Here is a 24655-nt window from a genome sequence, read left to right on the forward strand (position 1 = left end):
TATGAAAGGCAAGCAGTTGATTCTCTGTACGGCACTACTCGGCGCGACGACCTGCACGAACGCATTCGCGCAAAGCAGCGTGACGCTTTACGGAAATCTGGACGGTGCATTGCTGTATACGAACAAGACGCTGAACTCGGCGACCGGCGGTAACGCCGGTCATCAGGTCGCGCTGGTCGACACCGGCATGACCCCGACGAATTTCGGGCTGAAGGGAACCGAGGATCTCGGCGGCGGCCTCACCGCGCAGTTCCAGCTCGAAAACGGCTTTGCGATCACGGACGGCGCGATCAACCATTCGAACGGCAACTTCTTCGGACGTCAGGCATGGGTCGGGCTCGGCGGCGGATTCGGCACGGTGAAGCTGGGCCTGCAATACTCGCCGTTCGTGCTCGCGGTGCTCGGCTCGGACCCGCGCCGCGTGTCGCACTTCGGCAGCACGCTCAACAGCTACGTCGACAACGTACTCGTCACCGGCCTGTTCAACCAGAACTCGGTCTCGTACACGACGCCAACGCTCGCCGGCCTGACCGGCAGCGCGATGGTTGCGTTCGGCGGCCAGGCGGGCGACTTCCAGGCGGGTCGTCAATACTCGGGCAGCCTCAAGTATCAGCTCGGCGGGCTCAACGTCAACGCCGGCTTCTACGACAGCAACGCGGCCACGTCCCCGACGCCGGTGCCGAGCACGGTCGCGTTCGTCGGGCGCACGCTCGGCGCGTCGTACAACTTTGGTCCCGTCACCGCGTCGGCGGCGTTCGCGAGCTACAAGGTCGCGGGCTCGTTCAGCAACAACGTCTACAGCGGTGGCCTCGACTATCAGGCAACGTCCGCCCTCGACCTGAACGGCGGCGCGTGGTACACGACCGACCGGAACGACACGCACAACCATTCGCTGATGGCGTCGGTCGGCGCGGACTACAGTCTGTCGAAGCGCACCGGCCTTTATGCGCAGGTCGGTGTGGTGAACAATCACGGCGCGATGGATTCCGGTCTCGCGATCAATGGCGGCGCGTTGTTCGGTGCGGTCGGCACGACCGTCGGCATCGACGTCGGCATCCATCACACGTTCTGACCGGCCAGCAGTCGGACAGGCCGGACGGGCCGCACGCGCTCGTCCGGCGCCCGATCCGGTCACGGTCACTTCAGCGCGACGCTCGCATTCGCATGCGAATCGTCGTACTCGCTCCATCCACCCCCGAGCGACCGATACAACGCGACCGCGGCCAGCGCCTGCTCGCGGCGCGCCTGATTCAGCGCCTCCGCATCGTGCAGATACACCTCCTGCGCGGTCAGCACGTCCAGAAAATCCGTTGCGCCGCCTTTGTACAGCTTGTTCGCGAGATCGAGCGCGCTGCCGGACGCGGTCGACGCATTCGCGAGGCGCTCGGCGGCCGTCGTCGAACTGACGAGATCGGCGCGGGAATCCTCGACTTCGCGCAACGCCTGCAGCATCGACTGATGCAGTTGCAGTTCCGACTCGCGCATCTGGCTCTCGCTCCGGTCGATGTCCGCGGAGATGCGCCCCGCATCGAAGATCGGGCTGACTGCGCTCAACGCGGCGCTGAACAGGTTGTCGGTCAGCGTCGGCAACCCGAGATACGACGACGCGAGCACGCCGTCGGCCAGGTTCAGCGAGAACTTCGGATAACGCTCGCTCTTCGCGACACCGACCTGCGCCGCTTGCCGTTCGACGCGCGCATACGCGGCCAGCACGTCCGGGCGGCGCAGCAGCGCCTCCGACGGCAGCATCCGCGGCGTCCCCTGCGGCGGCGCCGGAATCTCGCCGGGCGTCGACAGCACCAGTTTGTCGACCGACTCCGGCGCGCGGCCGGAATAGACCGCGATCAGATTCAACTGATGATCGATCCGTGCCTGCGTCGGCGGAATGCGCGCTTCGAGCGCATCGAGCTCGTTTTGCGCACGCGTCACGTCGAGCTTCGTCGACAGGCCGTACGCGAAGCGCTTGCGCGTCAGATCGAGCGCGTGCTGCCGAATCCCGACGTTATCCTGAAGAATGCGCAGATCCTGCTGCGCCCAGCGCAGATCGACGTAAGCGGATGCGGTATCGGCCGCGAGCGCGAGCCGGATCATGTCCTCCGCATGCTTCTGCCCGACCAGATCGGCTTGCGCGGCCAGCCAGTCGAGCCGCTCGCCGCCGAACACGTCCGGCGACCAGTTCAGCGCGATCCCAGCGCCCGCCTGCTTCACGTACCCGACCGGCGGCGGCGTGTTCTGGCGCGCATCGGACGCCCGCGCGGTTGCGTCGAGCTCCGGCCACAGCACGGAACGCTTCCGCGCGACGAGTGCCTGCGCCTGCTTCACGCGCTCCGCCGCCGCCTGCAGATCGAGGTTGCGATCGAGAACAGTCACGAGCAGCACGTCGAGCGCCGGGTCGCGAAATTGCGCCCACCACGACGATACGTCGGCGGTGGGCGGCGGCACCACGCGGTCCCAATCCGCCGGCGCGACCGTGTGCAAGGTGCTGCTCAGCGCTGGATGATCGGCCGGCTGCACCGCGCATCCTGCAACGAGTGCACCGCTCGCGATCGCGATCAGAATTTTTTTCATCATGGTCTCAATGTGCATCCGGCGGCGGCGGCGCCATGGAAATCGGGTTCGTGAACAGCACCGCGACGAGCGCGACGACGAAGCACATCGACAGCACGTAGTAGACGTCCGCGTACGTCAGCGTGAGCGCTTCGCGATAGACGATCCGGTGCAGCGTCGCGAGGCTCGCCTGCGCGGCGTTCAGCGCATCGCCAGCGGCCGCCATCCAGTGCGCGACCTGCCCGCCGAGCAGCGCATCGACCTGCGGCTGCCCGGCGGTGATGCGCTCGTTCAGCCTCAGGTAATGGAAGTTGAGCCGGTCGTTGAGCATCGTCGCGCTGACCGCGATGCCGATCGCGCCGCCCAGGTTGCGCATCAGATTGAACAGCCCGCTCGCGGATTTCAGCCGCGACGGCGGCAGCGAGCCGAGCGCCATCGTCACGATCGGTGGTACCGCGAATTGCTGGCCGATGCCACGCAGCGCCTGCGGCAGCAGCAGTTCCCGCCAGCCCCAGTCGTGCGTGATCGGCGTGTACAGATAACAGCCGAGGCCGAAGCAGATGAGCCCGAACACCAGCCGCGCGCGCATGCTCGCATAGCGCGACGCGATCGCATAGGCGCCGAGCGCGAGCATCTGGAACACGCCGACCGACAGCAGCGCGACGCCAGTCTGCAGCGAGCTGAAGCCGCGCACCTGCGTCAGGAACAGCGGCGTCAGGAAGACCGTCACGAAAATGCCGATGCCCGTCACGAACGACAGCAAGCAGCCGATGCCGAAGTTGCGCACGGCCAGCGCGCGAAGATCGACGATCGGATCGTCGGTGGTCAGCGCGCGCACGATGAACAGGAACCCGCAAATCGCCGATATCCACGCGCAGACGACGATCGCCTGATCGCTGAACCAGTTCTTGCGCGGTCCCTCCTCAAGCACGTATTCGAGGCAGCCGAGAAATCCCGACATCAGCAGCATGCCGAAGTAGTCGCCGTTGCGGATCAGGCGGAGATCGGGCTCGTCGATCCGCACGTACTTCGGCACCAGCGCGGCCACGGCGATGCCGGGCACCAGATTCAGATAGAACAGCCAGTGCCACGACCACTGATCGGTGATCCACCCGCCGATGACGGGCCCGATCGCCGGCGCCAGCGACGCGAGCGCGCCGATCGTCGTCGACGCGACGAGGCGCTGCTTGCCGGGAAACAGCACGAACGCAGTCGTGAACACCGTCGGGATCATCGCGGCGCCGAGCGCGCCTTGCAGGCCGCGAAACAGGATCATCGAATGGATGTCCCACGCGAGCCCGCACAGCATGCTCGTGATCGTGAATCCGATCGCCGACGCGACGAACAGCCAGCGCGTCGAAAACACCTTCGACAGCCATCCCGACATCGGGATCACCAGGATCTCGGCGATCAGATACGCGGTCTGCACCCAGGACAGCTCGTCCTGGCTCGCGGAAAGACCGCCGCCGATGTCGCGCAGCGAAGACGCGACGATCTGAATGTCCAGCGTCGCCATGAAGAAGCCCACGCACATCAGCGCGAAGGCGAACACGCGCTGGCGGATCGGCTGCGTGGAAGGGTCGGCATGCGGGGTCGTCATCACCGGTTCTCCTGCCGCGTCACTGCGCGCGATCGAGGTGCACGTCCACGACCGCCGATAGTCCCGGCCGCAACACGCCGTCAAGGCCCGGCTGCGCATCGAGATGCACGCGCACCGGCACGCGCTGCACGATCTTCGTGAAATTGCCGGTCGCGTTTTCGGCGGGCAGCACGCTGAACGTCGCACCGGTCGCCGGCGCGAGGCTTTCGACGCGGCCGTGCAGGCTCAGGTTCGATGCGTCGAGCGACACGTCCACGTGGTCGCCGACGCGCATCTTCTTCAGTTGGTCTTCCTTGAAGTTCGCGTCGATCCACAGGCCCGACGCCGGCACGATCGTCAGCAACGGCGCGCCAACGTTCGCGAGCATCCCGACGCGGCCGGTGCGGTTGGCGACGTAGCCGTCGACCGGCGAGCGGATCGTCGCATACTCGACGTTCAACTGCGCGACGCGCTGCGCCGCGAGCGCGGTGTCGACGCGCGCGCGCGCCTCGCCCAACTGCGCGCCGATCACGTCGAGCTGGCGTTTCGCGGCGAGCAGCCCCGCGTCGCTGCGCTCGACGGCCGCGCCCGCTTTCGAGTAATCGGCGTCCGCGCGCTCGACGACCTGCGTGGACACCGCATCGTCCTTCACGAGCTCGCGATAGCGCGCGCGATCGGACGTCGCGCGCGTCAACTCGGCGCCCGACGCGCTGCGCTCCGCCGCCTGCTGGTTGATGACCGCGAACTGAAGCTGCTGCGTCGCCTCGAGTTCCGCGACCGCCGAGCGCGCCCGCTCGACGTCGGCCATCGCCTGCGCGAGCTTCGCGTCATAGTCGCGCGAATCGAGGCGGATCAGCACGTCACCGGCTTTCACGCGCTGGTTGTCCGCGACGAGAATCGCGTCGATGAAGCCGCCGACTTTCGGCGCGAGCACGGTGACGTTGCCGCCGACGTACGCATCGTCGGTGCTCTCATGCCAACGCAGCACGAAATACCAGTCCAGCGTCGCGATGGCGACGGCGGCAACGACGCCCGCGATCGCCAGCGCCATCCACGGCACGGTCCGACGCCCGGTGATGCGCCCGGATTCGACGGTCTCCCGCTGCGTGACAGTTGGTGTAGTGCTCATCGTTTTACCTATGCATATACACTAATTAGGACGAACCTCGGCATCTCGCGATCACTCGCCGGCTCGCCGGCCGTCGATCGACATGTGCATGCACACATGTTAGCCGGCGTGTGCCCGGCCACTAAGATGCGGCGGCGTACCAATTTGTATCGCGATTCGTACCAATCCCGGCAACAATGCAATGGCTCACGGGTTTTCCCGGATAGGCCAGCCGACCGCCGCTTCGCTCAGCGCGCGTCGGAACCGCCGTTCGCGTGCTCGTAGAACGCCGCCGCGTAGTCGATGAACGCCCTCACCTTTGCCGGAATCAACGCCCTGCTCGCATACGCGAGCTTGATGTCGACGTGCGCGTCGATCATCTCGACGCCTTCCAGCACCTGCGTCAGCGTGCCGTTCCCCAACTCCGTTTCGACGAGCGACCTCGGGATCGCGCCGATCCCGAGGTGACGCAGCACCATCTCCCGATTGAACGCGGGATTGTTCGACGAGATGTCGAACTGGTACGGAATCGACACCTCCTGACCGTCGACGCGGAACATCAGCGATGGCCGGCGCAGCGACACCGACATCGCGACGAAGCGATGATCGAGCAGGTCCATCGGCGTCGCCGGCGCGTGATGTTCGCGCAGGTACTGCGGCGTCGCGACCAGCACGACCGGGATGCGTCTCAGCAGCCGGACCACCATCTTGTCGCTGTTCAGCATGTACGGCACGACGATGCCGAGATCGAAGCCGTCGGCCACGAGATCGACCGGGCGCTCGGTCAGCGTCACGTCGAGGCGCACCTTCGGAAAGGCCGTCTTGAATCCGGCGATCAGCGGCACGAGCCGGTTCAGCGTCGCGGTGGTGTGCGCGACGATCCTCAGCAACCCGTCCGGCTCGCGCGCCTGCACTTGCGCGTCGGCCTCGAGCGCGTCCAGTTCGTCGAGAATCTGCGAGCATCGCTCATAGATCCGTTCCGCCGCCTCGGTCAGCGACACCTGTCGGGTCGTTCGATGAAGCAGCCGGCAGCCGAGGCGCTCCTCCAGCTCGGCGATCGCGCGGGACACGACGGGGCGCGCGAGCCCGTGCATGTCCGCCGCGCGGGTGAAGCTGCGTGCCTCCACGACCGAGCGGAAAATCCGCAGTTTGTCGAAATAGTCCATCTGCCCCACCTCGTATGATCCGCCCCCGAACGGCACGTGCTCGCAAGTATATATTGACAATATGCATATGCACATATATCTTTCCACCCCATGAGCGATCACGATTTCGGCATCGAATGCAACTGCTTCGCGCTGCGTCAGGCGGCGCGATTCGCTACGCAGATCTACGAGCGCCACCTGAGCGCAGTCGGCGTCACGCCGGCTCAGTTCTCGATTCTCGCGCGGCTGTCGCGTCAGCGCGACGTGCTGATGAGCGACCTCGCCGACGCGATGGTGATGGACCGCACGACGCTGCTGCGCGCGCTCAAGCCGCTGCAGCGCGACGGCCTCGTCGAAGCCGCGCCGTCCGAGAGCGATGCGCGCGCGCATTCGCTGAATCTGACGAAAGAAGGCCAGCGGATTTTCGGGAAAGCGAAGATCGCGTGGAAGGCCGCGCAGGACGAATTCGAAAGCACGTTCGGCCGCACACGCTCGAAAGCGTTGCGCGGCGAGCTGTTCAGTCTGACCGCGAAACGATAGCGCAATCGGTCGCCCCCCGGCATTCCGTTTTAAGCGTGCTTTAATCCGCGTCTCCTACGCTGAAACCAGCGTCTCGCGTCGCCGCGCACCCGTGTGGCTGTCCGGCGATCGAGCCGGGTTTCAAGTGTCGGAGCAGCGCATGGACGAACCACCGGTCGAATCCGCCGACGTCGATGTCAATGTCGATGTCCATCGGCGCAGATGGCTGATCGCGACATCCGTCGCGACCGGCCTCGGGAGCGTCGCCGCCGCGATCCCGTTCGCGGAGTCGCTGTCGCCGCCCGCCAGCGCACTGGCCGCGGGCGCGCCGGTCAAGGCCGACATCAGCCAGCTCACCGTCGGCGCCATGATGACGGTCGCCTGGCGCGGCAAGCCGGTGTTCATCGTCGACCGGTCGCCGGCGATGCTCGACGGCGTCGTCAAGGCCGCGTCGATGGTCGCCGATCCGGACACGTCGAATCCGTTCTCGATGCCGTTGCCGGACTACTGCAGGAACGCGTTCCGCTCGCGTGCCGATCATCGGAACATCCTCGTGGTGATCGGCGTCTGCACGCATCTCGGCTGCACGCCGATTCCGCGCTTCGAGCCGGGAGCGCAGCCGAACCTTCCCGACGACTGGCCCGGCGGGTTTCTCTGCCCGTGTCACGGCTCGACGTACGATCTCGCCGGACGCGTGTTCCGCGACAAGCCGGCGCCGCAAAACCTCGACGTGCCCCGTTATATGTTCGTGTCGTCGACCGAGTTGCTGATCGGGCGGGACGAGCACGGCGACGCGTAGCGGACAAGAAAATCTACACGATGGACGACGCGCTGCGCCTGCTGGCGCCGCGCGCATTCACGACGCACGACGGCCTTGCGCCGTCGCGCCGCCTCGCATGTCACGCGACTTCGATGATGACCTTCAGCGCATGCGTATCCGCGGCACGGCCGAACGTGTCGTAAGCCAGCCCGATGTCGTCGAGCGCTTCGCACAGCTCGAACGTCGCCGGCACGCCGACGGCTTCGATCGCGCAGGCCTCCGTTGATCTGCGTCAAGCGCGCGGACAGCCCCGTTCGTAGACTGAATCGCACTGACGGATCCACCGTCGATGGAGGGAACGCGATGAGCTACAAGAGCCTGGTCGTGCATCTCGACACGAGCGACCGCGCGCATCCGCGCCTCGAATTCGCATTGCGGCTCGCGCGGCGATTCGGAGCGCATCTGACCGGTGTCTTCGCCGTCTATACGCCGGAGCCGAGCTCGTTCTACGTGATGGCCGGATCCGCCGAGTATTTCCGCGCCTACCGCGAGCAGCGCGACGAGCGGGCCGCCGCACTCCAGCGCCTGTTTCATGCGGAAACCGCGCGCGCGAAGATTTCGAGCAACTGGATCGCCGCCGACACGCGGGCAAACCGCGCGGTGCCCCATCATGCGCGCTATGCGGACCTCGTGATCGCCGGCCAAAGCAATCCGGACGACCCCGAGTCATACATCGACGACCAGTTCCCGGAGAACCTGGTCCTGTCGGCCGGCCGCCCGGTGCTGTTCCTGCCTTACGCGGGGGAATTTCCGTCGGTCGGCGAGCGCGTGCTCGTCGCCTGGGACGGCAGCCGGGAAGCGGTGCGGGCCGCGCACGACGCAATGCCGTTCGTCGAGCACGCGAAGCGCACGGCGATCGTCGCGGTCACCGGCGCGAACGACGCGCCGGCGACCTTGCCCATTCCTGGCGCCGACGCGGCGCTGATGCTCGCCCGTCACGCGGCGAACGTCGACGTGCTCGACGTCGTCGGCGACGACGACACGTCCGTTGGCGACGCGTTGCTGTCGCGCGCACACGAGACCGGGGCCGATCTGCTCGTGATGGGCGCCTATGGGCACACGCGCTGGCGCGAGCTGCTGATGGGCGGCGCGACGCGCACCGTGCTCGCGTCGATGACACTGCCCGTTCTGATGTCGCACTGAGCGCGCCGATGCGCGACGCGATCACGCTCCTGCGCGGCGATCGCGGCGCTTGATCCAGATCAGCGCAAGCGCCGCCGCCGCGTCGATGATGAATACATCTCCACCCGTTCAAGGAAACGCCATGTACTCGAAAATCCTGGTCGCACTCGACGGCAGCGAGACGTCATCGCATGCGCTCGACGTTGCGCTGACGCTCGCGTCGGAAGCGGGTGCACGCCTGCACCCGGTCTACGTCGTCGATTTCCTGGTGCCGGCCTACGACGCGCCCGGGTACGATCCGTCGATCATGATCGAGGCGGTCCGTGACGAGGGCCAGCAGGTCGTCGACGACGCCGCGAAACGCATGGCCGCCCACGGCGTTTCCGGAACGCCGCAGATCGCCGAAACCGATCCGGTTGGCGAAGACGTCGCGCAGCGCATTCTGACCGTCGCCGCCCAGGCGGGCGACGAGCTGATCGTGATGGGCACGCACGGCCGGCGCGGTTTCCAGCGCCTCATGCTCGGCAGCGTCGCCGAGCGCCTGCTGCGCAGCGCCACGTGCCCCGTTCTGATCGTCCCGGCGCACCGCGCACAGGCGGCCGCCGTCGAAGCGGCGACGACGGCGGCAACGACGGCGGCAGCGGCCGAAAAGGAGCCGTCATGAGCTACAAGACCTTGCTCGTCCATCTCGACGACAGCCGGCGCTGCAGCGCGCGCGTGGAACTGGCGCTCGATCTCGCGGGGCGCTGGAACGCGCATCTGATCGGCCTCTACGTCGTCTGCCAGGACATGCTCGAACCGTTGCGGCGCCCCGACGAGCCGCTCAAGCTCGCGGTGTACGAGCGCCTGTGCGACGAACGCCGGCGGCAGGCGGAGGCCGCGTTCCTCGAGGCGGCCGAACGCGCGGGGCGCCGCGTGGAGTGGCGGGCGCCCGCCGGCCCCTCGACCGACACCGCGATGCTGCATGCGCGTCACGCGGATCTCATCGTGCTCGGCCAGTTCAATCCTCACGACCGCACGACAACCATCGCGCACCACTTCGTCGAGGACGTGCTGATGGGCAGTGGACGTCCGGCGATCGTCGTGCCGTATGCGGGCCAGGTGCGCACGATCGGCGAGAACGTGCTCGTCGCGTGGGACGGCGGCCGGGAAGCGGCTCGCGCAATCGGCGACGCGCTGCCGCTGCTCGAACGCGCCCGCTTCGTCACCGTCGAAACGGTGGAGCGCCGGCGGCCGGATCCGGACAAGACGCCCGCCGGTGTCGACGTCGCCGCGTACCTCGAGCGTCACGGCATCCAGGCGTCGTTCTCGGCGACGCCGCGCGACGGCGACATCGGATCGGGCGCGACGCTGCTCAACCGGTCGAGCGACCTCAATGCAGATCTCATCGTGATGGGCGCGTACAGCCACACCCGGATACACGAGCGCGTGCTCGGCGGCGCAACGCGAACGATCCTGGAAACGATGACGGTGCCGGTGCTGATGTCGCACTGAGCCGCCCCCTTGACGCGGATCAAGCGTGCGGCACGACCTCTCGACCGCCCCGATTGGCGAACACCGACAAACCGTACACAATTCCCGCATGAGCAAGGAGAGGAGCAGTCGTGATCAAGGTACTCATCGCCGACGACCACGCGCTCGTGAGAGAAGGCCTCCGGCACATCCTGCGGAACGAGAGCGGCTTCGAAGTCGCCGGCGAAGCGAAGGACAGCGCGTCGACGCTCGCGCTCGTGCGCGGCACCGACGCGCACATTCTCGTGCTCGACCTGTCGATGCCCGGCCGCAACGGCATCGAGCTCATCAAGCAGATCAAGGATGAAAAACCGGCGCTGCATATCCTCGTACTGACGATGCACGCGGAGCAGCAATACGCGGTGCGCGCATTCCGCGCGGGAGCGGCCGGCTACATCACGAAGGAAAGCGCGAGCGCCGAACTCGTCGCCGCGCTGACGAAGATCGCTTCCGGCGGCGTCTACGTGAGCCTCGCGATGGCGGAGCAGTTCGCGCAAAGCCTCGTCGAGCCGGTCGACTCGCTGCCGCACCAGCGCCTGTCCGACCGCGAGTTCGACGTATTCCGCAGAATCGCCGCCGGTCAGGCGATTTCCGAGATCGCCCAGGAACTGTGCGTGAGCGTCAAGACCGTCAGCACGTACAAGACCCGCATCCTCGAGAAAATGCAGATGCCGAACGACACGGCGCTCGTGCGCTATGCGGTGCGGCACAAGCTGTTCGACGATTCGGACGAGATCTGAGCTTCGTCGCGCGCGATGCTTGCGGCATCGCGCGTCCTTGTAGGAATCGTCCTACAGCCCTTCCACGCGTCCTACCGCAACTTCAAGCACCGCTGATTTCGGTCGCGCGCCGCGCCGTCCATACTGAATGCTGTGGAAACCGATCGATCGCATGCAGCACGGTCGACGCGACCGACCCAACGAATGGAGCAGATCATGCTGAGCAATGCCGACGCCGCGACGGCCGCACCGTTGCGCCCCATTTTTCCGCTGCATCCGGTCGCGCCCGAAGATCAACCCAAACGGGCCACGTCCCGCTGTTCGTCATGCGCGATGCGCGCGGTCTGCATGCCGCAGAATCTGACGGCCGAGGACTTCGCGCGCGTCGACGCGATGATCTGCACGACGCGTCACGTCAAGCGCGGCGATGCCCTTTACCGCGCGGGTGACACGTTCCACAGCATCTACGCGGTACGAACCGGCTCGTTCAAGACGGTGATGGTCCACCGCGACGGCAACGAGCAGGTGACGGGTTTCCAGATCGTCGGCGAGTCGCTCGGCCTCGACGGCGTGCACGAGGGCCGGCACAACGGCGACGCGATCGCGCTCGAAGACAGCACGGTCTGCGTGATCCCGTTCGGCCAGCTCGAGCAGCTGTGCCGCGACATGCGGCCGATGCAGCATCACGTGTACCAGATGATGAGCGGCGAGATCGTCCGCGAATCGAGCCTGATGCTGCTGCTCGGCACGATGACCGCCGAACAGCGCGTCGCGGCGTTCCTTCTGAATCTGTCGAAGCGCTTCAGGATGCGCGGCTATTCGTCGGCGGAATTCGTGCTGCGGATGACGCGCGAGGAAATCGGCGGCTATCTCGGGATGAAGCTCGAAACGGTCAGCCGCATGCTGTCGACATTCCAGCGCAAAGGGATGGTCGCCGCACAGGGCAAACAGATTCGCATCGTGGATTCCGAAAGCCTCGCGCGCATCTGACGATCAGGCGCGATGGCTCCACGTCCCGTCGACGTCGATTTCGGTCCTGACCGAATTCGCGAGATAGCACGCGTCGTGCGCCGCGTGATGCAGCGCGATCACGTCGTCGTCCGTCGGCGCGAGCGCGCCGCCGAACGTGACGGCCGGCTTCAGCACGACGCGCGTCATCACGTCCTTGCCCGCGTCGTTCTTCGCCATCGTGCCCTCCGCCGCGTCGCGGTAATGCGTGACGACGAATTTCTTCTGCGCGGCGAGCGACAGAAACCACAGCATGTGGCAGCTCGACAGCGCCGCGACGAACGCCTCCTCCGGATCGACCGCCGACGGATCGGAAAACGGCACGCGCACGACGTGCGGCGAGCTCGACGCCGGCACCGTCACGCCGCCGTCGAAACGCCACGCGTGCCTGCGGCTGTAACGGTTGTCGATGAATGCGTCGTCCGGCTGCGCGCGCCATTCGACTTCGGCGATATAAGTCGACATCGTGAATCCTCGTGGTGGAAATCGTTTCGTGGTCCGGATCACCCACGGACTACAGCGGGCACTGCCCCGCTTTCGGGCACGTCCCCGCTTCGACGCATTGCTCGAAGATCAGTTCCCGATGCGCACGGCCTTCGAGGCCGCCCGTCTGGCGCAGCTCATGAATGCGCGTCACCACGACGACCTGCTCCACGAGCGCGCACGGATAGAGTTGTTGGGTGGCCTCCATGGTCAGTGCCAGCGCCCGCGTCGATACCAGATCGCGCAGCGCAGTTGTCGCGTCAATCGTGAGCGCCGATGCTCGCGGCAATAGTGGGCGACCATGAAGGCCAGCGCGAACGTCAGCACGACCAGGCCCACCGCGATGCTGATTTCCATCGTATTCACCGTCCTCTCCTGTGCCGCGGCGATGCCTGCCGCCGTCGGTCGAGTCGGGGCATCCGAAAGCGAACGCCCCGTTCAGCAAGCACCCGCCGTCATCGCATGCGTGACGGGCGGTGCAACGCTTACCGCTTCGCGGCTTGAGCCTGGGCGGCGGTCGGCTCGGCGGACGGAGCCGCGGCCAGCGCGGCGGCCGTGTCGAGATGGCCTCGGGCAATTTCCAGCGTGCGCGCGCCGCTCGCCTGGAACGTTTCGACCAGCGCGTTCGCGACGGCAAACGCCGATTCGAACGCACCCATCGCGGTGGCGGTGCCGGTGGGGGCGCCGTTCGCGACGTTGTCGGCAAGCGCCTTCGTTTCCTCGCCGAATGCCGTCCATTGCTCACGCAATGTTCTCGCGCATTCGGTCTGCGTCGTCACGACGATTTCAAACAGTTGACGGCCGTAGGCTTGCGCCTTCTCCGACGCCCGGGTCGTCCGTGCGTTCTGCCGTTCGAACCATTCACGCGGCTCGACCGGCGGCAACGCGCGCAGCGCGCCGTCGAGCGTGTCCGCCATCGTCGAACGCGTGGTCTGCATGTTCAGCCGAACGAGCTCGTCGACGCCGTCGACGATTTGCCGGCTCAGGCCGAAGAACGTATCGAGATGCGTCTTCTGAAGGGCGGCAAAATGATTCTGGATCGGCATGTCAAGGCTCCTGTCAAAAATGCGAACCGCACGGTCGAGGCGGTCGACCGCGCAGCGAAATCGCGGGTGAAATGAAAGATCCGCATCACGCGGCGCGACTGCGCCGCGTGTCGTGAATCGACGATCGGGCAATGCGCGTTAACAGCGGATTCGTTCGACCGACTGAAGCATCGAATCGCCGTCGCGCGTGAGATAGGGGCGGAAATCGCCCGAGAGACGCCGTTCCAGCTCGATCAGACGATGTTCGAGCAGAACGCTCAACTCTTCACGACCAAGATCGATCTGGTCGGGACAAGACTTGACCAACATCAAAGTAGCAAGCTCATGAGGACTCAGCATGGTTGTCTCGGATTCGCTGGTTGTTCCACGATCAAGCAAAAATTACCGCCTCCGCGCAAAAATCGGGAATTGTTCCAATCTATTTATTCCGGCCTTGCGAGTTTGACAGACTTTAAACAACGGTCGGTATCTTAACCGTGATTCGAGGTCGAATTGAATAGGTATGGGAGATAATTTTTGAGGGTACGGTCGCAGCATCGATATTCACGATGCAGCCCTGTTTGATTTAGAAACGATCGTTCGTCACTTTTGCGTATGTTGCACGTGCCGCGCCAGCACGAAGGCATGCGCGATTCTCATGCATGCGGACATGACATCCGAATGACGACTTGATTCGCTCGTACCATTTTTTACTCGGATCGGTATTTTCCATACTTTCCGAGATATCGAAAGTTATTCGGCCATATTTTCCGTATTTGCCGGTCGACTCGAAATATTTCCATGACCGTCGCACACGACTATCGCGCAAATCATTAATGACGCCGTCGAACATGGCCGGAATGGGCGCCGGCATCCCCGCGCCGCCGGCGGGCACGCGCGGTTTGCCAAAGCGGACTCGCTCAAGTAAGTTTGCATCTGACCCGCTCACTCCCTTTTTCTTCCAGACGCAGGAGATTGGCCCGATGAAGTTCGCCCTGCCCGCCCGCCTGCCGGGCCTCGCGCTCGCCGCCACCGCCGCCGTCGCCGTCGCGTTCGCGGCCGCGCCCGTCGCATTCGCCGCCGACGCCGTCGTCGTCTCGTCGAAGATCGACACCGAAGGCAATCTGCTCGGCAATCTGATCGCACAGGTGCTGAAGGCGCACGGCATCGCGGTCACCGACAAGATCGCGCTCGGCGCGACGCCGATCGTCCGCAAGGCGCTGACGAGCGGCGAGATCGACATCTATCCGGAGTACACGGGCAACGCCGCGTTCTTCTTCAACAAGACCGACGATCCCGTCTGGAAGAACGCGGCGCAAGGCTACGAGACCGCGCGCAAGCTCGACTACGCGGCGAACCATCTGGTCTGGCTCACCCCCGCGCCCGCGAACAACACGTGGGGCGTCGCGGTACTCGCGTCGCTCGCGAACGCGCATCGTCTGAAGACGTTCTCCGATTTCGGCAAGTGGGTCGCCGGCGGCGGCACCGTGAAGCTCGCGGCGTCGGCCGAGTTCGTGAACAGCGCATCCGCGCTGCCGTCGTTCGAGAAGGCGTACGGATTCAAGCTGACGCCGGCGCAGCTCGTCGTGCTGTCCGGCGGCGACACCGCCGCGACGATCAAGGCCGCCGCGAACCAGACCGACGGCGTCAACGCGGCGATGGTCTACGGCACCGACGGCGGCATCGCGTCGAGCGGCCTCACGGTCCTCGACGACGACAAGCACGTGCAGCCCGTCTACGCGCCGACGCCCGTGATTCGCGAAGCGGTGCTGAAAGCGCATCCGCAGATCGCCGACTATCTGAAGCCGGTGTTCGCGAGCCTCGACCTGAAGACGCTGCAGTCGCTGAACAGCCGCATCCAGATCAACGGCGAACCGGCGGCGGCCGTCGCCGCGCAGTATCTGAAAGCGAAGGGCTTCATCAAATGACCGCGCACGCGGCCGCTGCCGCGCCGCGTCGTCTGATGCTCGACAAGGTCGGCGTGCCGGTCGGGCTGCTCGCGATCGGCGCGCTGCTGTTCGCGCCGTTCGTCGTGCTGCGGGCGAACCGGATCGCGGCGGGCACCGACCTGTCGCTGTTCCAGTCGCTGCCCGCCGCGCAGGCCGGCATCGTCGCCGCGCTGTGGATCGCGGGCGCGCTCGCGACGGCGATCGCGAGCCGCGCCCGCGTGCGCGTCGCGCTCGGCTGCGCGCTGCTCGTGTCGCTCGGTTTCGTGACCGGCGCGGCCGCGATGCACGTCGTCGCACCCGACGACGCGCTCGCGCGCGTGTCGCCGGCCGCGGGCGTGTGGCTGCTGCTGTTCGCGTGGAGCGTGCTCGTCGCCGACGCGCTCGCGCGCGTCGCGCCCGGGCCGTGGCAGCGCGTCGCCGCGCTCGCGGTCGCGGCGGCGCTCGTCGCCGCGACGCTGAAGAGCGGCTGGTGGGACGGCCTGTCGGTGATGCGCGAATACGCGGTCCGCAGCGACGGCTTCTGGCAGGAAGGCGCGCGGCATCTCGCGCTCGTCGGCGGCTCGGTCGCGGCGGCGCTCGTCGTCGGCGTGCCGCTCGGCATCGCCTGCGCGCGCGTCACCGCATTGCGCCGCGCGGCGATGCCGGTCCTCGACATCGTGCAGACGATCCCGAGCATCGCGATGTACGGCCTGATGATGGCGCCGCTCGGCCTGCTCGCCGCGCACGTGCCGCTCGCGGCCGCACTCGGCATACGCGGGATCGGCGTTGCGCCCGCGCTCGTCGCGCTGTTTCTGTATGCGCTGCTGCCGATCGTGTCGAGCGTCGTCGTCGGGCTGCGGCAGGTGCCGCCGCTCGCGATCGAGGCCGCGACCGCGATGGGCATGACGCGCGCGCAGCGGCTCGCGCAGGTCGAGCTCCCGCTCGCGCTGCCGGTGATCCTGAGCGGCGTGCGCATCGTGCTCGTGCAGAACATCGGGCTCGCGGCGGTCGCCGCGCTGATCGGCGGCGGCGGCTTCGGCACGTTCATCTTCCAGGGGATCGGGCAGTCGGCGTCCGATCTCGTGCTGCTCGGCGCGCTGCCGACGATCGCGCTCGCGCTCGTCGCGGCGACCGTGTTCGACGCCGCGACCGCGCTCGCGAAAGGACGAGCGGGACGAGCGGGACGCGCGGAACATGCGGGGGGCGCGCGATGATCGAGATCGAGCGACTCGGCAAGCGTTTCGGCGATATCGTCGCGGTCGACGACGTGTCGCTCGCGATGCAACGCGGCACGATCACCGCGCTCGTCGGCGCATCGGGCAGCGGCAAATCGACGCTGCTGCGGATGATCAACCGGCTGATCGCGCCGACGGCGGGCACGATCCGCATCGACGGCACCGACACCGCGAGCGTGCCGCCCGAGCAGTTGCGCCGCCGGATCGGCTACGTGATCCAGGGGCATGGCCTCTTTCCGCACTGGAGCGTCGCGCGCAACATCGCGACGGTGCCGCGCCTGCTCGGCTGGCCCGCCGCGCGGATCGACGCGCGCGTGCGCGAGCTGCTCGCGCTGTTCAATCTCGCGCCCGCCGAGTTCGCGGACAAGCTGCCGCACGAGCTGTCGGGCGGCCAGCAGCAGCGCGTCGGCGTCGCGCGCGCGCTCGCGGCCGAGCCCGCGATGCTGCTGATGGACGAGCCGTTCGGCGCGCTCGATCCGATCATCCGCGGCAAGGCGCAGGACGAGCTGCTCGCGCTGCAGCGGCGGCTCGGAATCACGGTCGTGCTCGTCACGCACGACATCGAGGAAGCGCTGAAGCTCGGCGACACGATCGCGGTGCTCGATCGCGGCCGGCTGCTGCAGGTCGCGACGCCGGCCGACATCCTCGGGCAGCCTGCGCCCGGTGTCGTCGAACAGCTCGTCGCGGGCGTCGACCGGCCGCTGCGCCTGCTCGCGCTGACGCCGGTCGACGCGGTCGCCGAGCCCGGCCACGCGGACGGCCCGCCGATCGCCGCGACGCGCACGCTGCGCGACGCGATCTCGGACATGCTGTGGCGCGGCGTCGATGCACTGCCGGTCGACGATGCCGACGGCGAGCCGGCCGCGACGAACGCCGCCCGCGCCACACAAGCCACACACCGCCCCCCACGCCGCATCACGCTCGACGCGATCCGCGCGCACGCGCGGCGGCCCGGATGACCGCGCGGCTCGCCGCCTGGCTCGCGCGCGGCGCGACGCTCGCGCTGCTCGCCGTGCTGCTCGCGCGGCCCGCGTGGCTGCAGCCGCTGCTCGCGCCGTTCGCGGAAAACGGCGCGCCGGCGATCTACGATCGCGCCAGCCTGCTCGACCTGACGCTTGCGCATCTCGCGACGGTCGCGGTATCGAGCGCGCTCGGCACCGCGATCGCGGTCGCGGCCGGCATCGCGGTCACGCGGCCCGCGGGTGCGGCGTTCCTGCCGGTCGCGCGCAGCGTCGTGAACATCGGCCAGACGTTTCCGCCCGTCGCGGTGCTCGCGCTCGCCGTGCCGGCGGTCGGCTTCGGGCTGAAGCCCGTGCTGATCGCGCTCGTGCTGTATGGGCTGCTGCCGGTTTTCGAGAGCACGCTCGCGGGGCTGGACGACGTGCCGCGCGACGTCGTCGATGCGGCGCGCGGGATGGGGATGAGCGGCTGGCAGCAGTTGACGTCGGTCGAACTGCCGCTCGCGCTGCCGGTGATCCTCAACGGCGTGCGGCTCGCGGCCGTGATCAACCTGGGCACCGCGACGATCGGCTCGACGGTTGCCGCGCGCGGGCTCGGCGACGTGATCATCGCGGGGCTGCAGACCGCGAATACCGCGTTCGTGCTGCAGGGCGGCGTGATCGTCGGGTTGCTGGCGGTGGTGGTCAGTGACTGGATCGGCGTCGTGGGGGCGGTGCTGGTCGCGCGGGTGGGTGGACGACCGCCGGTGGGCGGTGATTGACCGAGGGCATTCCTCCGCGAGATTTCGGCGCAAAATAAGCGCGTGACAACCGTCGACGACGGCGGAGGCAGGCGTGGCGAACCTCACCAGGCTCGAGTTGTTTTGCCGGTTATTTCTGGGGCTCTTCGTGGGCTTTTTTTGCGTAACGGCTATGCTTTTCGTGCGTGACGAATTGCCGAGTTCGTTGCCGCAAGGCGCTGCGGTGCAGCCGAAAAACGCGACGCGTGCATTGCCGGGAGGCGCGCCGGCAGTCCGATTTTCTTCCGTGTCCCCATCCCAACCGGCAGCGCCGTCGCCGGATGCGAAGGAGAAGGTACTCATTGCGTCGTCGACCTCCACGCTCGTCACGTTCATCGCGGCGGCAGTGGCCAACTTTCTGGGCTGGAGGAAGGGCAGGCAGAGGAGGCGAAGCATTCGATGACAGACATCACGCATCGAGGATCAGGCACATCAACTCATTTGAACTGGTCGAAATCCACGTCTTCCTTGACGAACATTCCAGTGGATAAAAGCGCCTGCTCAACATCCGCGATAATCGACGAATTGTTGACTGCGGCACTGACGAACAATGCCCAAATGTCATCGTCAATTTCGTAGTGGCCGCCGGCATACGTCCAATAACTGAAGTAGCGATCCTGATACAAAGCGACCACCGGAGCATCGAGGTCATTGGGATGCGGTACTTGAACTGAGTGCAGTGCATCTTGCAGGATCGCAGCGACATTCGGGAAGCCATCTGCGCGATGGTCGTCAAGTATCTCGACCAGCAGTTGGCTGCCATGATATACCGGCCGAACCCGGAATCGGATCACTCTTGTCATGGCTCGTTGTCTGTTCGTCCTCTTATCTTCCGCTACAGCCTGATAGGATTGTAGTCTTGGTCGATTCGGCAATGACATCGTATACGTCACAATTTGAAACGTTCACATTTTCCTTACACAACGAATCAGCGACGCTCATGAGTCACTCGTCCGATCTAGAAAACTCCGGCTCCGGCCCGTCATCCAGTGCGATCACGCTCGCAATTGCAACCGTCATCGGATTGTGGCTTCCGTGGGCCGGCTTTGCTTACTGGTATGTGCACGTTGGTGGATTTCACAGCGGAATCTTCGTCGACCGCCCCGTCAATTTCATTTGCTTCACACTTGCCACGTGGATCACGATCCCTCTCTTTACGCTGATTTACGTCATTTACGCGAAGTGCTCAGCTCCCCGCAATCCATACGATCAAACGATCTTTGTCATTGAATCGTGGATTCTCGTCGCGCTGTGGATCCTCGGATTCATTTCATATTGCTTGTGACAGATCTCTTTTCCGGCGGGCATCGACGCTCCCGACTGGGAAATAAGGTTCTCCGACTCAGTCACCGAAATCCTGCCGCACGCGAAAGACACGCCGTTCAACGCCCGCTAACCCGCCGTCCCCGCATAAGCGGCCTGCAACGCGCGGACGTCGAACTTCGTCATCCGCATCATCGCTTGGGCAACACGCGTGGCCTTGACCGGATCGGGATCGGCCATCATCGGAATGAGATCGGCCGGAACGATCTGCCACGACACGCCGAAGCGGTCTCTCAGCCACCCGCAGCCGTCGGTCGCCCCGCCACCCGCGAGAAGCGCGTCCCAGTAGCGGTCGAGCTCCGCCTGATCAGTACAGCTGACCAGCAACGATATCGAATGATTGAACGACTCGGTTCGCTCCGCGCTCATCGCGAAGAAGGGTTGCCCGAAGAGAACGAACTCGACGAGCTTCGTGGAACCCGCGCTCGGCACCGGCGTCACCCGAATCACGCGAGAGTCCGGAAAGATGCCCACATAGAAAGCAGCGGCCTCCTCGGCCTCCGCGGAATACCAAAGAAAAGGCGTAATCTTTTGAATCGTCATCGCAAATCTCCTGTTAGAGAACAAACTATCCGACAACCCGAGCCCAAACCGCCCGGATGCGCCGCGCGCGATCTTCGAGGAGATAGGACGCGGCCAGCGCGAATAGCCCGGAAATGACACCGGTCACGACGTGCTCGACAACGGGGATACGGTAGTGGCTCGTGTGCGAGTAAGCGTCACCCAACGTCGTCAGGCAACCGACGACCAGCGCATTGCCGTATCGGTGCGCGTAGAGTTTCGCCGCCGGCGTGAAAGTCAGCAGTACCGCCAGCATTCCGGTGAACAGTCCCGTCTGGAATGCAATCGCCCAGTGGGCACCACTCAGGACGTTGCTCCAGCTCCCCGGCATGCAGGTCATGCACGCGCTGGTCGGCTGCCAGAAACGCTGGACAAACAGTCTGACGCGATACTTCCATTCGCCTGACATGATGTATTCCCCTGCGTCGTTCGCGATACGTGCGCTTAAACGCCCTTCGAATCCTTTCCTTTCCCGGCAATGAGCTCGAGCGGCGCATGCTTCAGCAACGCGATACCGAACGACGCCGCGGTCTGACACGCATAGGCGGTCCAGTTCGCATCCCGCTTCAGGCCGACCACGTCGCTGATCCCCCGGATCGCCAGAATCGGATAGTCCTTGTCCGCGCGCCGCGACGCGGCATACACGCCCGACAGTTCCATTTCGACCGCGCAAATTTCCCGAGAGCTTTCGATCCAGCGCTTGAGCAGCGCCGCATCCTTGACGAGCATCCCGCTCGACGCGATCGCCCTGCCCGTGACGATCGGAAAATTCCGCCCTGTCGGGCCGAAATTTGTCTCGAGGGATTCCCTGACCTTCTTTTCCCACGCGTCGCCGCCATACGTCGTGCAGTTCGACAGGTCGATGGTGGGCCGGGCGACGGTCAGCTCTCGCGGGTCGCGCCAATAGGCGATCGGCCCCTTCGAGAGCGCCGGAAGCAGCGCGATCAGATCCTGCACCCTTTTGGCGGACGGCCCGCCCTGGTCGGCGACTTCGATGACACCGCCATCTTTCGCGGCGCCGACGACAAAATCATGGAATCGCGTCACCGCGACGACGTCGCCCAACGTAAATTCATTATCGGGAGCGGCGCCCGCAATACCCGACACGACGATCAGATCGGGATCGAGATCCTCGATCGCATCGCGAGCCGTGTCGTGCGCCGCGTTCGGCCCCTGCTCCGCCTGCTTGATCAGATACACCGAAACGTCGGCGCCCGATGCATGCTTGAGCGTCGCATTGACGTAGGTCCGATGGGTGCCGAGGAAAATATGCGTGTCTTGCAGGCGATCGAACACCGCCAGATATTCGTCGTCGCGAATGGTGATGATGACGACGCGACACGCATCGTCAGACAGCTCGGGTTTCGCGGACAACTCGTGCATCGCGAGATATTCGCGCCCCTTCAGCGTGATCGTTTTGCTGTCCTTATAGATGAAATTCTTCGCGTCCTCAAGCAGCCCCCGCGCCATCATCAAATCGGTAATGGCGCCGATCTTGTTGAAATCGAGGCCGCCGTTCACGTGATCGTGCGGCAGGTGGCTGACCAGGCACCCTATTGCGCTGGTGACCTTGCCCGTTTCATTGAATTCGGCACGCGCAATATCGTAGTTGGTCGAGATATCCGCCCCCGAAAACCAGGTCCGGCTCTCCCGGTCCGCAAAGTGGCGGGCGTACTCCAATATGATGAGCGTCCATGATTCCAAATCCGCCTTCGATTTATCGTTCATTTCGGTCATCCTTGACGCGGCGGAGAGCGGCGCACGGCGCGCCGCCCCCGCAACCGCCACTCAGACTACGATTCAGCCCGCCGCGACCGTCACCGACTTCGTGACGAGATACGCCTCCAGCGCTTCCGGCCCGCCTTCCGACCCATACCCGGAATCCTTCACGCCGCCGAACGGCATCTCCGGCCACGGCGTCGCCGGCTGGTTGATCCACAGCATCCCGACCTCGAGCCCGTGCGTGAGCTTGTGCACGTTCGCGAACGAGCGTGTGAACGCGTAGCCGGCGAGGCCGAACGGCAGCCGGTTCGCTTCGGCAATCGCTTCGTCGAGCGAATCGAAGCCGCGGATCGCCGCGATCGGGCCGAACGGCTCGTTGTTCACCACGTCCGCATTCAGCGGCACGTCGGTCAGCACGGTCGGCGCGAAGAAGTTGCCCGCGCTGCCGATCCGCTCGCCGCCGGTCGCCACCGTCGCGCCGGTCGCGCGCGCGTCCTCGACGATCTTCGCCATCGCGGTCAGCCGGCGCGCGTTCGCGAGCGGCCCGAGGTTCGTGCCGTCGGCGAGGCCGTCGCCGATCTTCAGCCCCTCCGCCACCTTGACGAGCGCCTGCTCGAACTCGCGGCGGATGCTGTTGTGCACGAGGAAGCGCGTCGGCGAGATGCAGACCTGCCCCGCGTTGCGGAACTTGAAGCTACCGCCCGCCTTCACCGCAAGCGCGAGATCCGCATCCTCCGCGACGATCACCGGCGCGTGCCCGCCGAGTTCCATCGTCGCGCGCTTCATGTGCTGGCCCGCGAGCGCCGCCAGATGCTTGCCGACCGGCGTCGAGCCGGTGAACGTGATCTTGCGGATCACCGGATGCGAAATCAGGAAGCCCGACACCTCGGCCGGATCGCCGTACACGAGCCCGATCACGCCCTTCGGCACGCCGGCGTCCGCGAACGCGCGGATCAGCTCGGCCGGCGACGCGGGCGTCTCTTCCGGCGCCTTCACGAGGAACGAGCAGCCGGTCGTGAGCGCCGCGCTGAGCTTGCGCACGACCTGGTTGATCGGGAAGTTCCATGGCGTGAACGCGGCGACCGGGCCGACCGGCTCCTTCACGACCGTTTGCTGCACCGCAAGATTGCGCGGCGGCACGATCCGGCCGTACACGCGGCGGCCTTCGTCCGCGAACCATTCGATGATGTCGGCGGCCGACAGCACCTCGATGCGCGACTCGCCGAGCGGCTTGCCCTGCTCCTGCGTCATCAGGCGCGCGATCGCGTCCGCGCGCTCGCGCACGAGCGCGGCCGCCTTGCGCATCAGCGCCGCGCGCTCGTGCGCGGGCACCTTGCGCCACTGGTCGAAACCGCGCTGCGCGGCCGCGACCGCGCGCTCCAGATCGGCGATCGACGCACGCGCGACCGTGCCGATCACGCCGCCGGTTGCAGGATTGACGACGTCGAGCGTCTTGCCGCCTTCCGCATCGCACCATTCGCCGTCGATGAAAAGCCGAGTATCCACGTAACCCGCAATCGCCATGCTGTTCTCCTGTTCGATACAGACAACGCGCTCGCGAGCGGCGCCCGCGATACGCAACGACAAACCGCTACTTTGCCGGAAATCGATGGATTCCGCAGTGTCGGCGCCGATCGGGATCGGACGCGCTTCACGGCCCCTGGGATGGCCCCTGAGTGGCCCCCGAGATGGCCCTCGAGTCTCGCGGCCGATCACGCAAGCTCAAAACCCGCCGCTCGTCAAAGAGTGTCAGATCGGTTCACCTCCGACAATTGGCCGATATACTATCTCCCTCCCCGATCCCAGGACTTCCCGGCCATGCGACGGTTACTCTGCCTGATCGCGCTTTCGGTGGGCGTGGCGCATCAGGCGTCGGCACAACAGGCATCCGAGCCGCTCGCGGCTTCCGCGACGCAATCCGCGTCGGAGCCCCAGTTGGCGTCGGCTGCACTACCAGCGTCGCAGACGCGTCGCGACGCGCGCATCACCGCATACCTGACCAGAAAATTCGGCATGGCGAAGGAAAAGGCCGTGCAGCTCGCGGACATCGTGAACGTCGCGGCGGCCAAATACTCGCTGCCGCCCGCGATGGTGTTCGCGATCATCTCGATCGAATCGCGCTTCAAGGAAAAGGCGAAGGGCCCGCGCGGCGCGACCGGGCTGATGCAGGTCGTGCCGTCCGCGCACCGCGGCATGCTGAGGAACGTGAAGGATCTGACCGAGCCGAACGCGAACGTCGACGCGGGCTCGAAGATCCTGTCCGGCTACGTGAGGATGAACGGCGGCGACATGGACGCCGCGCTGAAGAACTACGGCGGCTCGCACGCCTATGCGGAGATGGTGCAGCAGCGCGTCGAGTCGTTCCGGCGCGTGCTCGAGCCGCACGGCACCGAGGCCGCGCAATTCACGACCGGCGGCTTGCCGAGCGCGCCTTCGCCCGCATCCGCGGCGGGTTTCGAACGAACGTCGTCGACGACGATGACGCTCGACTCACGGTGAGCGTGCGCGACCGCATCGGGTCACGCCGTCACCCCGCGCGTCGCGTCATGTCACGTCCGCGC

General features: G+C 65.9%; 30 protein-coding genes. 15 read left to right on the forward strand and 15 right to left on the reverse strand.

Annotated features, from left to right (window positions below; genetic code table 11):
• Position 1: 1 nt before the first annotated feature.
• Positions 2–1072, forward strand: coding sequence for a porin (locus tag HZI36_RS03825; protein ID WP_179401313.1), 1071 nt, complete (start codon positions 2–4; stop codon positions 1070–1072).
• Between the two features lie 65 nt (positions 1073–1137).
• Here HZI36_RS03825 and HZI36_RS03830 read toward each other — a convergent pair whose 3' ends face one another.
• The 4 genes from HZI36_RS03830 to HZI36_RS03845 form a co-directional block, all read right to left on the reverse strand.
• On the reverse strand, positions 1138–2568 hold the full coding sequence (locus HZI36_RS03830) for an efflux transporter outer membrane subunit (RefSeq protein ID WP_179401314.1): 1431 nt from the start codon (positions 2566–2568) through the stop codon (positions 1138–1140).
• Between the two features lie 7 nt (positions 2569–2575).
• Complete coding sequence (locus tag HZI36_RS03835) at positions 2576–4147, reverse strand: DHA2 family efflux MFS transporter permease subunit (protein WP_179401315.1); 1572 nt, start codon at positions 4145–4147, stop codon at positions 2576–2578.
• Positions 4148–4166: 19 nt separating this feature from the next.
• Positions 4167–5255 (reverse strand): HlyD family secretion protein, encoded by a 1089-nt coding sequence (locus tag HZI36_RS03840; RefSeq protein WP_179401316.1) that lies wholly within the window; start codon positions 5253–5255, stop codon positions 4167–4169.
• 227 nt (positions 5256–5482) lie between these two features.
• Positions 5483–6400 (reverse strand): LysR family transcriptional regulator, encoded by a 918-nt coding sequence (locus HZI36_RS03845; protein WP_179401317.1) that lies wholly within the window; start codon positions 6398–6400, stop codon positions 5483–5485.
• A 90-nt stretch (positions 6401–6490) separates the two neighbouring features.
• On the opposite strand from HZI36_RS03845, the gene HZI36_RS03850 reads away from it, so the two are divergent.
• The 7 genes from HZI36_RS03850 (at position 6491) to fnr (ending at position 12061) form a co-directional block, all read left to right on the forward strand.
• Entirely contained in the window at positions 6491–6919 is a 429-nt protein-coding gene (locus HZI36_RS03850) for a MarR family winged helix-turn-helix transcriptional regulator (RefSeq protein ID WP_179401318.1), read from the forward strand.
• 139 nt (positions 6920–7058) lie between these two features.
• Positions 7059–7697: a ubiquinol-cytochrome c reductase iron-sulfur subunit gene (gene petA, locus HZI36_RS03855; RefSeq protein ID WP_179401319.1), complete on the forward strand. Its 639-nt coding sequence runs from the start codon at positions 7059–7061 to the stop codon at positions 7695–7697.
• A 324-nt stretch (positions 7698–8021) separates the two neighbouring features.
• Positions 8022–8861, forward strand: coding sequence for a universal stress protein (locus HZI36_RS03860; RefSeq protein ID WP_179401320.1), 840 nt, complete (start codon positions 8022–8024; stop codon positions 8859–8861).
• Positions 8862–8982: 121 nt separating this feature from the next.
• Positions 8983–9504, forward strand: a complete 522-nt coding sequence (locus HZI36_RS03865) for a universal stress protein (RefSeq protein WP_179401489.1) — start codon at positions 8983–8985, stop codon at positions 9502–9504.
• Positions 9501–10334 (forward strand): universal stress protein, encoded by an 834-nt coding sequence (locus HZI36_RS03870; RefSeq protein ID WP_179401321.1) that lies wholly within the window; start codon positions 9501–9503, stop codon positions 10332–10334. Before HZI36_RS03865 ends, HZI36_RS03870 begins: the two co-directional genes overlap by 4 nt.
• A gap of 110 nt (positions 10335–10444) precedes the next feature.
• Complete coding sequence (locus tag HZI36_RS03875) at positions 10445–11092, forward strand: response regulator (RefSeq protein WP_179401322.1); 648 nt, start codon at positions 10445–10447, stop codon at positions 11090–11092.
• Positions 11093–11287: 195 nt separating this feature from the next.
• Positions 11288–12061: a fumarate/nitrate reduction transcriptional regulator Fnr gene (gene fnr / locus HZI36_RS03880; RefSeq protein WP_179401323.1), complete on the forward strand. Its 774-nt coding sequence runs from the start codon at positions 11288–11290 to the stop codon at positions 12059–12061.
• A 3-nt stretch (positions 12062–12064) separates the two neighbouring features.
• Here the strand turns inward: fnr and HZI36_RS03885 are convergent, their stop codons facing one another.
• The 6 genes from HZI36_RS03885 to HZI36_RS03910 all read right to left on the reverse strand — a co-directional run bounded on the left by HZI36_RS03885 (position 12065) and on the right by HZI36_RS03910 (position 14536).
• Positions 12065–12544: an OsmC family protein gene (locus HZI36_RS03885; RefSeq protein ID WP_179401324.1), complete on the reverse strand. Its 480-nt coding sequence runs from the start codon at positions 12542–12544 to the stop codon at positions 12065–12067.
• Between the two features lie 49 nt (positions 12545–12593).
• A complete protein-coding gene (locus tag HZI36_RS03890; RefSeq protein WP_179401325.1) occupies positions 12594–12770 on the reverse strand; it encodes a hypothetical protein in 177 nt (58 codons plus the stop codon).
• A 2-nt stretch (positions 12771–12772) separates the two neighbouring features.
• Positions 12773–12919 carry a hypothetical protein gene (locus HZI36_RS03895; RefSeq protein ID WP_179401294.1) on the reverse strand — a complete coding sequence of 49 codons (147 nt, stop codon included), beginning with the start codon at positions 12917–12919 and terminating at the stop codon, positions 12773–12775.
• A gap of 128 nt (positions 12920–13047) precedes the next feature.
• Positions 13048–13608: a TIGR01841 family phasin gene (phaP, locus tag HZI36_RS03900; RefSeq protein WP_179401326.1), complete on the reverse strand. Its 561-nt coding sequence runs from the start codon at positions 13606–13608 to the stop codon at positions 13048–13050.
• A gap of 138 nt (positions 13609–13746) precedes the next feature.
• On the reverse strand, positions 13747–13947 hold the full coding sequence (locus tag HZI36_RS03905; protein WP_179401327.1) for a hypothetical protein: 201 nt from the start codon (positions 13945–13947) through the stop codon (positions 13747–13749).
• A 226-nt stretch (positions 13948–14173) separates the two neighbouring features.
• The gene (locus HZI36_RS03910) at positions 14174–14536 is read right to left on the reverse strand and encodes a hypothetical protein (protein WP_179401328.1); all 363 of its coding nucleotides are present in this window, start codon (positions 14534–14536) and stop codon (positions 14174–14176) included.
• Between the two features lie 34 nt (positions 14537–14570).
• On the opposite strand from HZI36_RS03910, the gene osmF reads away from it, so the two are divergent.
• The 5 genes from osmF (at position 14571) to HZI36_RS03935 (ending at position 18891) form a co-directional block, all read left to right on the forward strand.
• On the forward strand, positions 14571–15515 hold the full coding sequence (osmF, locus tag HZI36_RS03915) for a glycine betaine ABC transporter substrate-binding protein OsmF (RefSeq protein ID WP_179401329.1): 945 nt from the start codon (positions 14571–14573) through the stop codon (positions 15513–15515).
• Positions 15512–16729 carry an ABC transporter permease gene (locus HZI36_RS03920; protein ID WP_179401330.1) on the forward strand — a complete coding sequence of 406 codons (1218 nt, stop codon included), beginning with the start codon at positions 15512–15514 and terminating at the stop codon, positions 16727–16729. The genes osmF and HZI36_RS03920 overlap by 4 nt, the downstream gene beginning before the upstream one ends.
• Positions 16726–17709, forward strand: a complete 984-nt coding sequence (locus tag HZI36_RS03925) for an ABC transporter ATP-binding protein (protein WP_179401331.1) — start codon at positions 16726–16728, stop codon at positions 17707–17709. The genes HZI36_RS03920 and HZI36_RS03925 overlap by 4 nt, the downstream gene beginning before the upstream one ends.
• Positions 17706–18470 (forward strand): ABC transporter permease, encoded by a 765-nt coding sequence (locus HZI36_RS03930; RefSeq protein ID WP_179401332.1) that lies wholly within the window; start codon positions 17706–17708, stop codon positions 18468–18470. The genes HZI36_RS03925 and HZI36_RS03930 overlap by 4 nt, the downstream gene beginning before the upstream one ends.
• Before the next feature lie 73 nt (positions 18471–18543).
• On the forward strand, positions 18544–18891 hold the full coding sequence (locus tag HZI36_RS03935; protein WP_179401333.1) for a hypothetical protein: 348 nt from the start codon (positions 18544–18546) through the stop codon (positions 18889–18891).
• Between the two features lie 34 nt (positions 18892–18925).
• On the opposite strand, the gene HZI36_RS03940 is transcribed toward HZI36_RS03935, so the two are convergent.
• A complete protein-coding gene (locus HZI36_RS03940) occupies positions 18926–19291 on the reverse strand; it encodes a hypothetical protein (protein WP_179401334.1) in 366 nt (121 codons plus the stop codon).
• 137 nt (positions 19292–19428) lie between these two features.
• Here HZI36_RS03940 and HZI36_RS03945 point away from each other — a divergent pair, with 137 nt between their 5' ends.
• Complete coding sequence (locus HZI36_RS03945) at positions 19429–19773, forward strand: hypothetical protein (RefSeq protein WP_179401335.1); 345 nt, start codon at positions 19429–19431, stop codon at positions 19771–19773.
• A gap of 107 nt (positions 19774–19880) precedes the next feature.
• On the opposite strand, the gene HZI36_RS03950 is transcribed toward HZI36_RS03945, so the two are convergent.
• The 4 genes from HZI36_RS03950 to HZI36_RS03965 form a co-directional block, all read right to left on the reverse strand.
• Positions 19881–20354, reverse strand: a complete 474-nt coding sequence (locus HZI36_RS03950) for a VOC family protein (RefSeq protein ID WP_179401336.1) — start codon at positions 20352–20354, stop codon at positions 19881–19883.
• A 25-nt stretch (positions 20355–20379) separates the two neighbouring features.
• Positions 20380–20781 carry a hypothetical protein gene (locus HZI36_RS03955; protein ID WP_179401337.1) on the reverse strand — a complete coding sequence of 134 codons (402 nt, stop codon included), beginning with the start codon at positions 20779–20781 and terminating at the stop codon, positions 20380–20382.
• A 35-nt stretch (positions 20782–20816) separates the two neighbouring features.
• Positions 20817–22100, reverse strand: coding sequence for a 5'-methylthioadenosine/S-adenosylhomocysteine nucleosidase family protein (locus HZI36_RS03960; protein ID WP_179401338.1), 1284 nt, complete (start codon positions 22098–22100; stop codon positions 20817–20819).
• Between the two features lie 72 nt (positions 22101–22172).
• A complete protein-coding gene (locus HZI36_RS03965) occupies positions 22173–23618 on the reverse strand; it encodes an NAD-dependent succinate-semialdehyde dehydrogenase (RefSeq protein WP_179401339.1) in 1446 nt (481 codons plus the stop codon).
• Positions 23619–23912: 294 nt separating this feature from the next.
• On the opposite strand from HZI36_RS03965, the gene HZI36_RS03970 reads away from it, so the two are divergent.
• Positions 23913–24593, forward strand: coding sequence for a lytic transglycosylase domain-containing protein (locus HZI36_RS03970; protein WP_179401340.1), 681 nt, complete (start codon positions 23913–23915; stop codon positions 24591–24593).
• The last annotated feature ends 62 nt before the right edge of the window (positions 24594–24655 follow it).

Source organism: Burkholderia guangdongensis (assembly GCF_013403875.1).
In the GTDB taxonomy this organism is placed as follows: Bacteria; Pseudomonadota; Gammaproteobacteria; order Burkholderiales; family Burkholderiaceae; genus Burkholderia; species Burkholderia guangdongensis.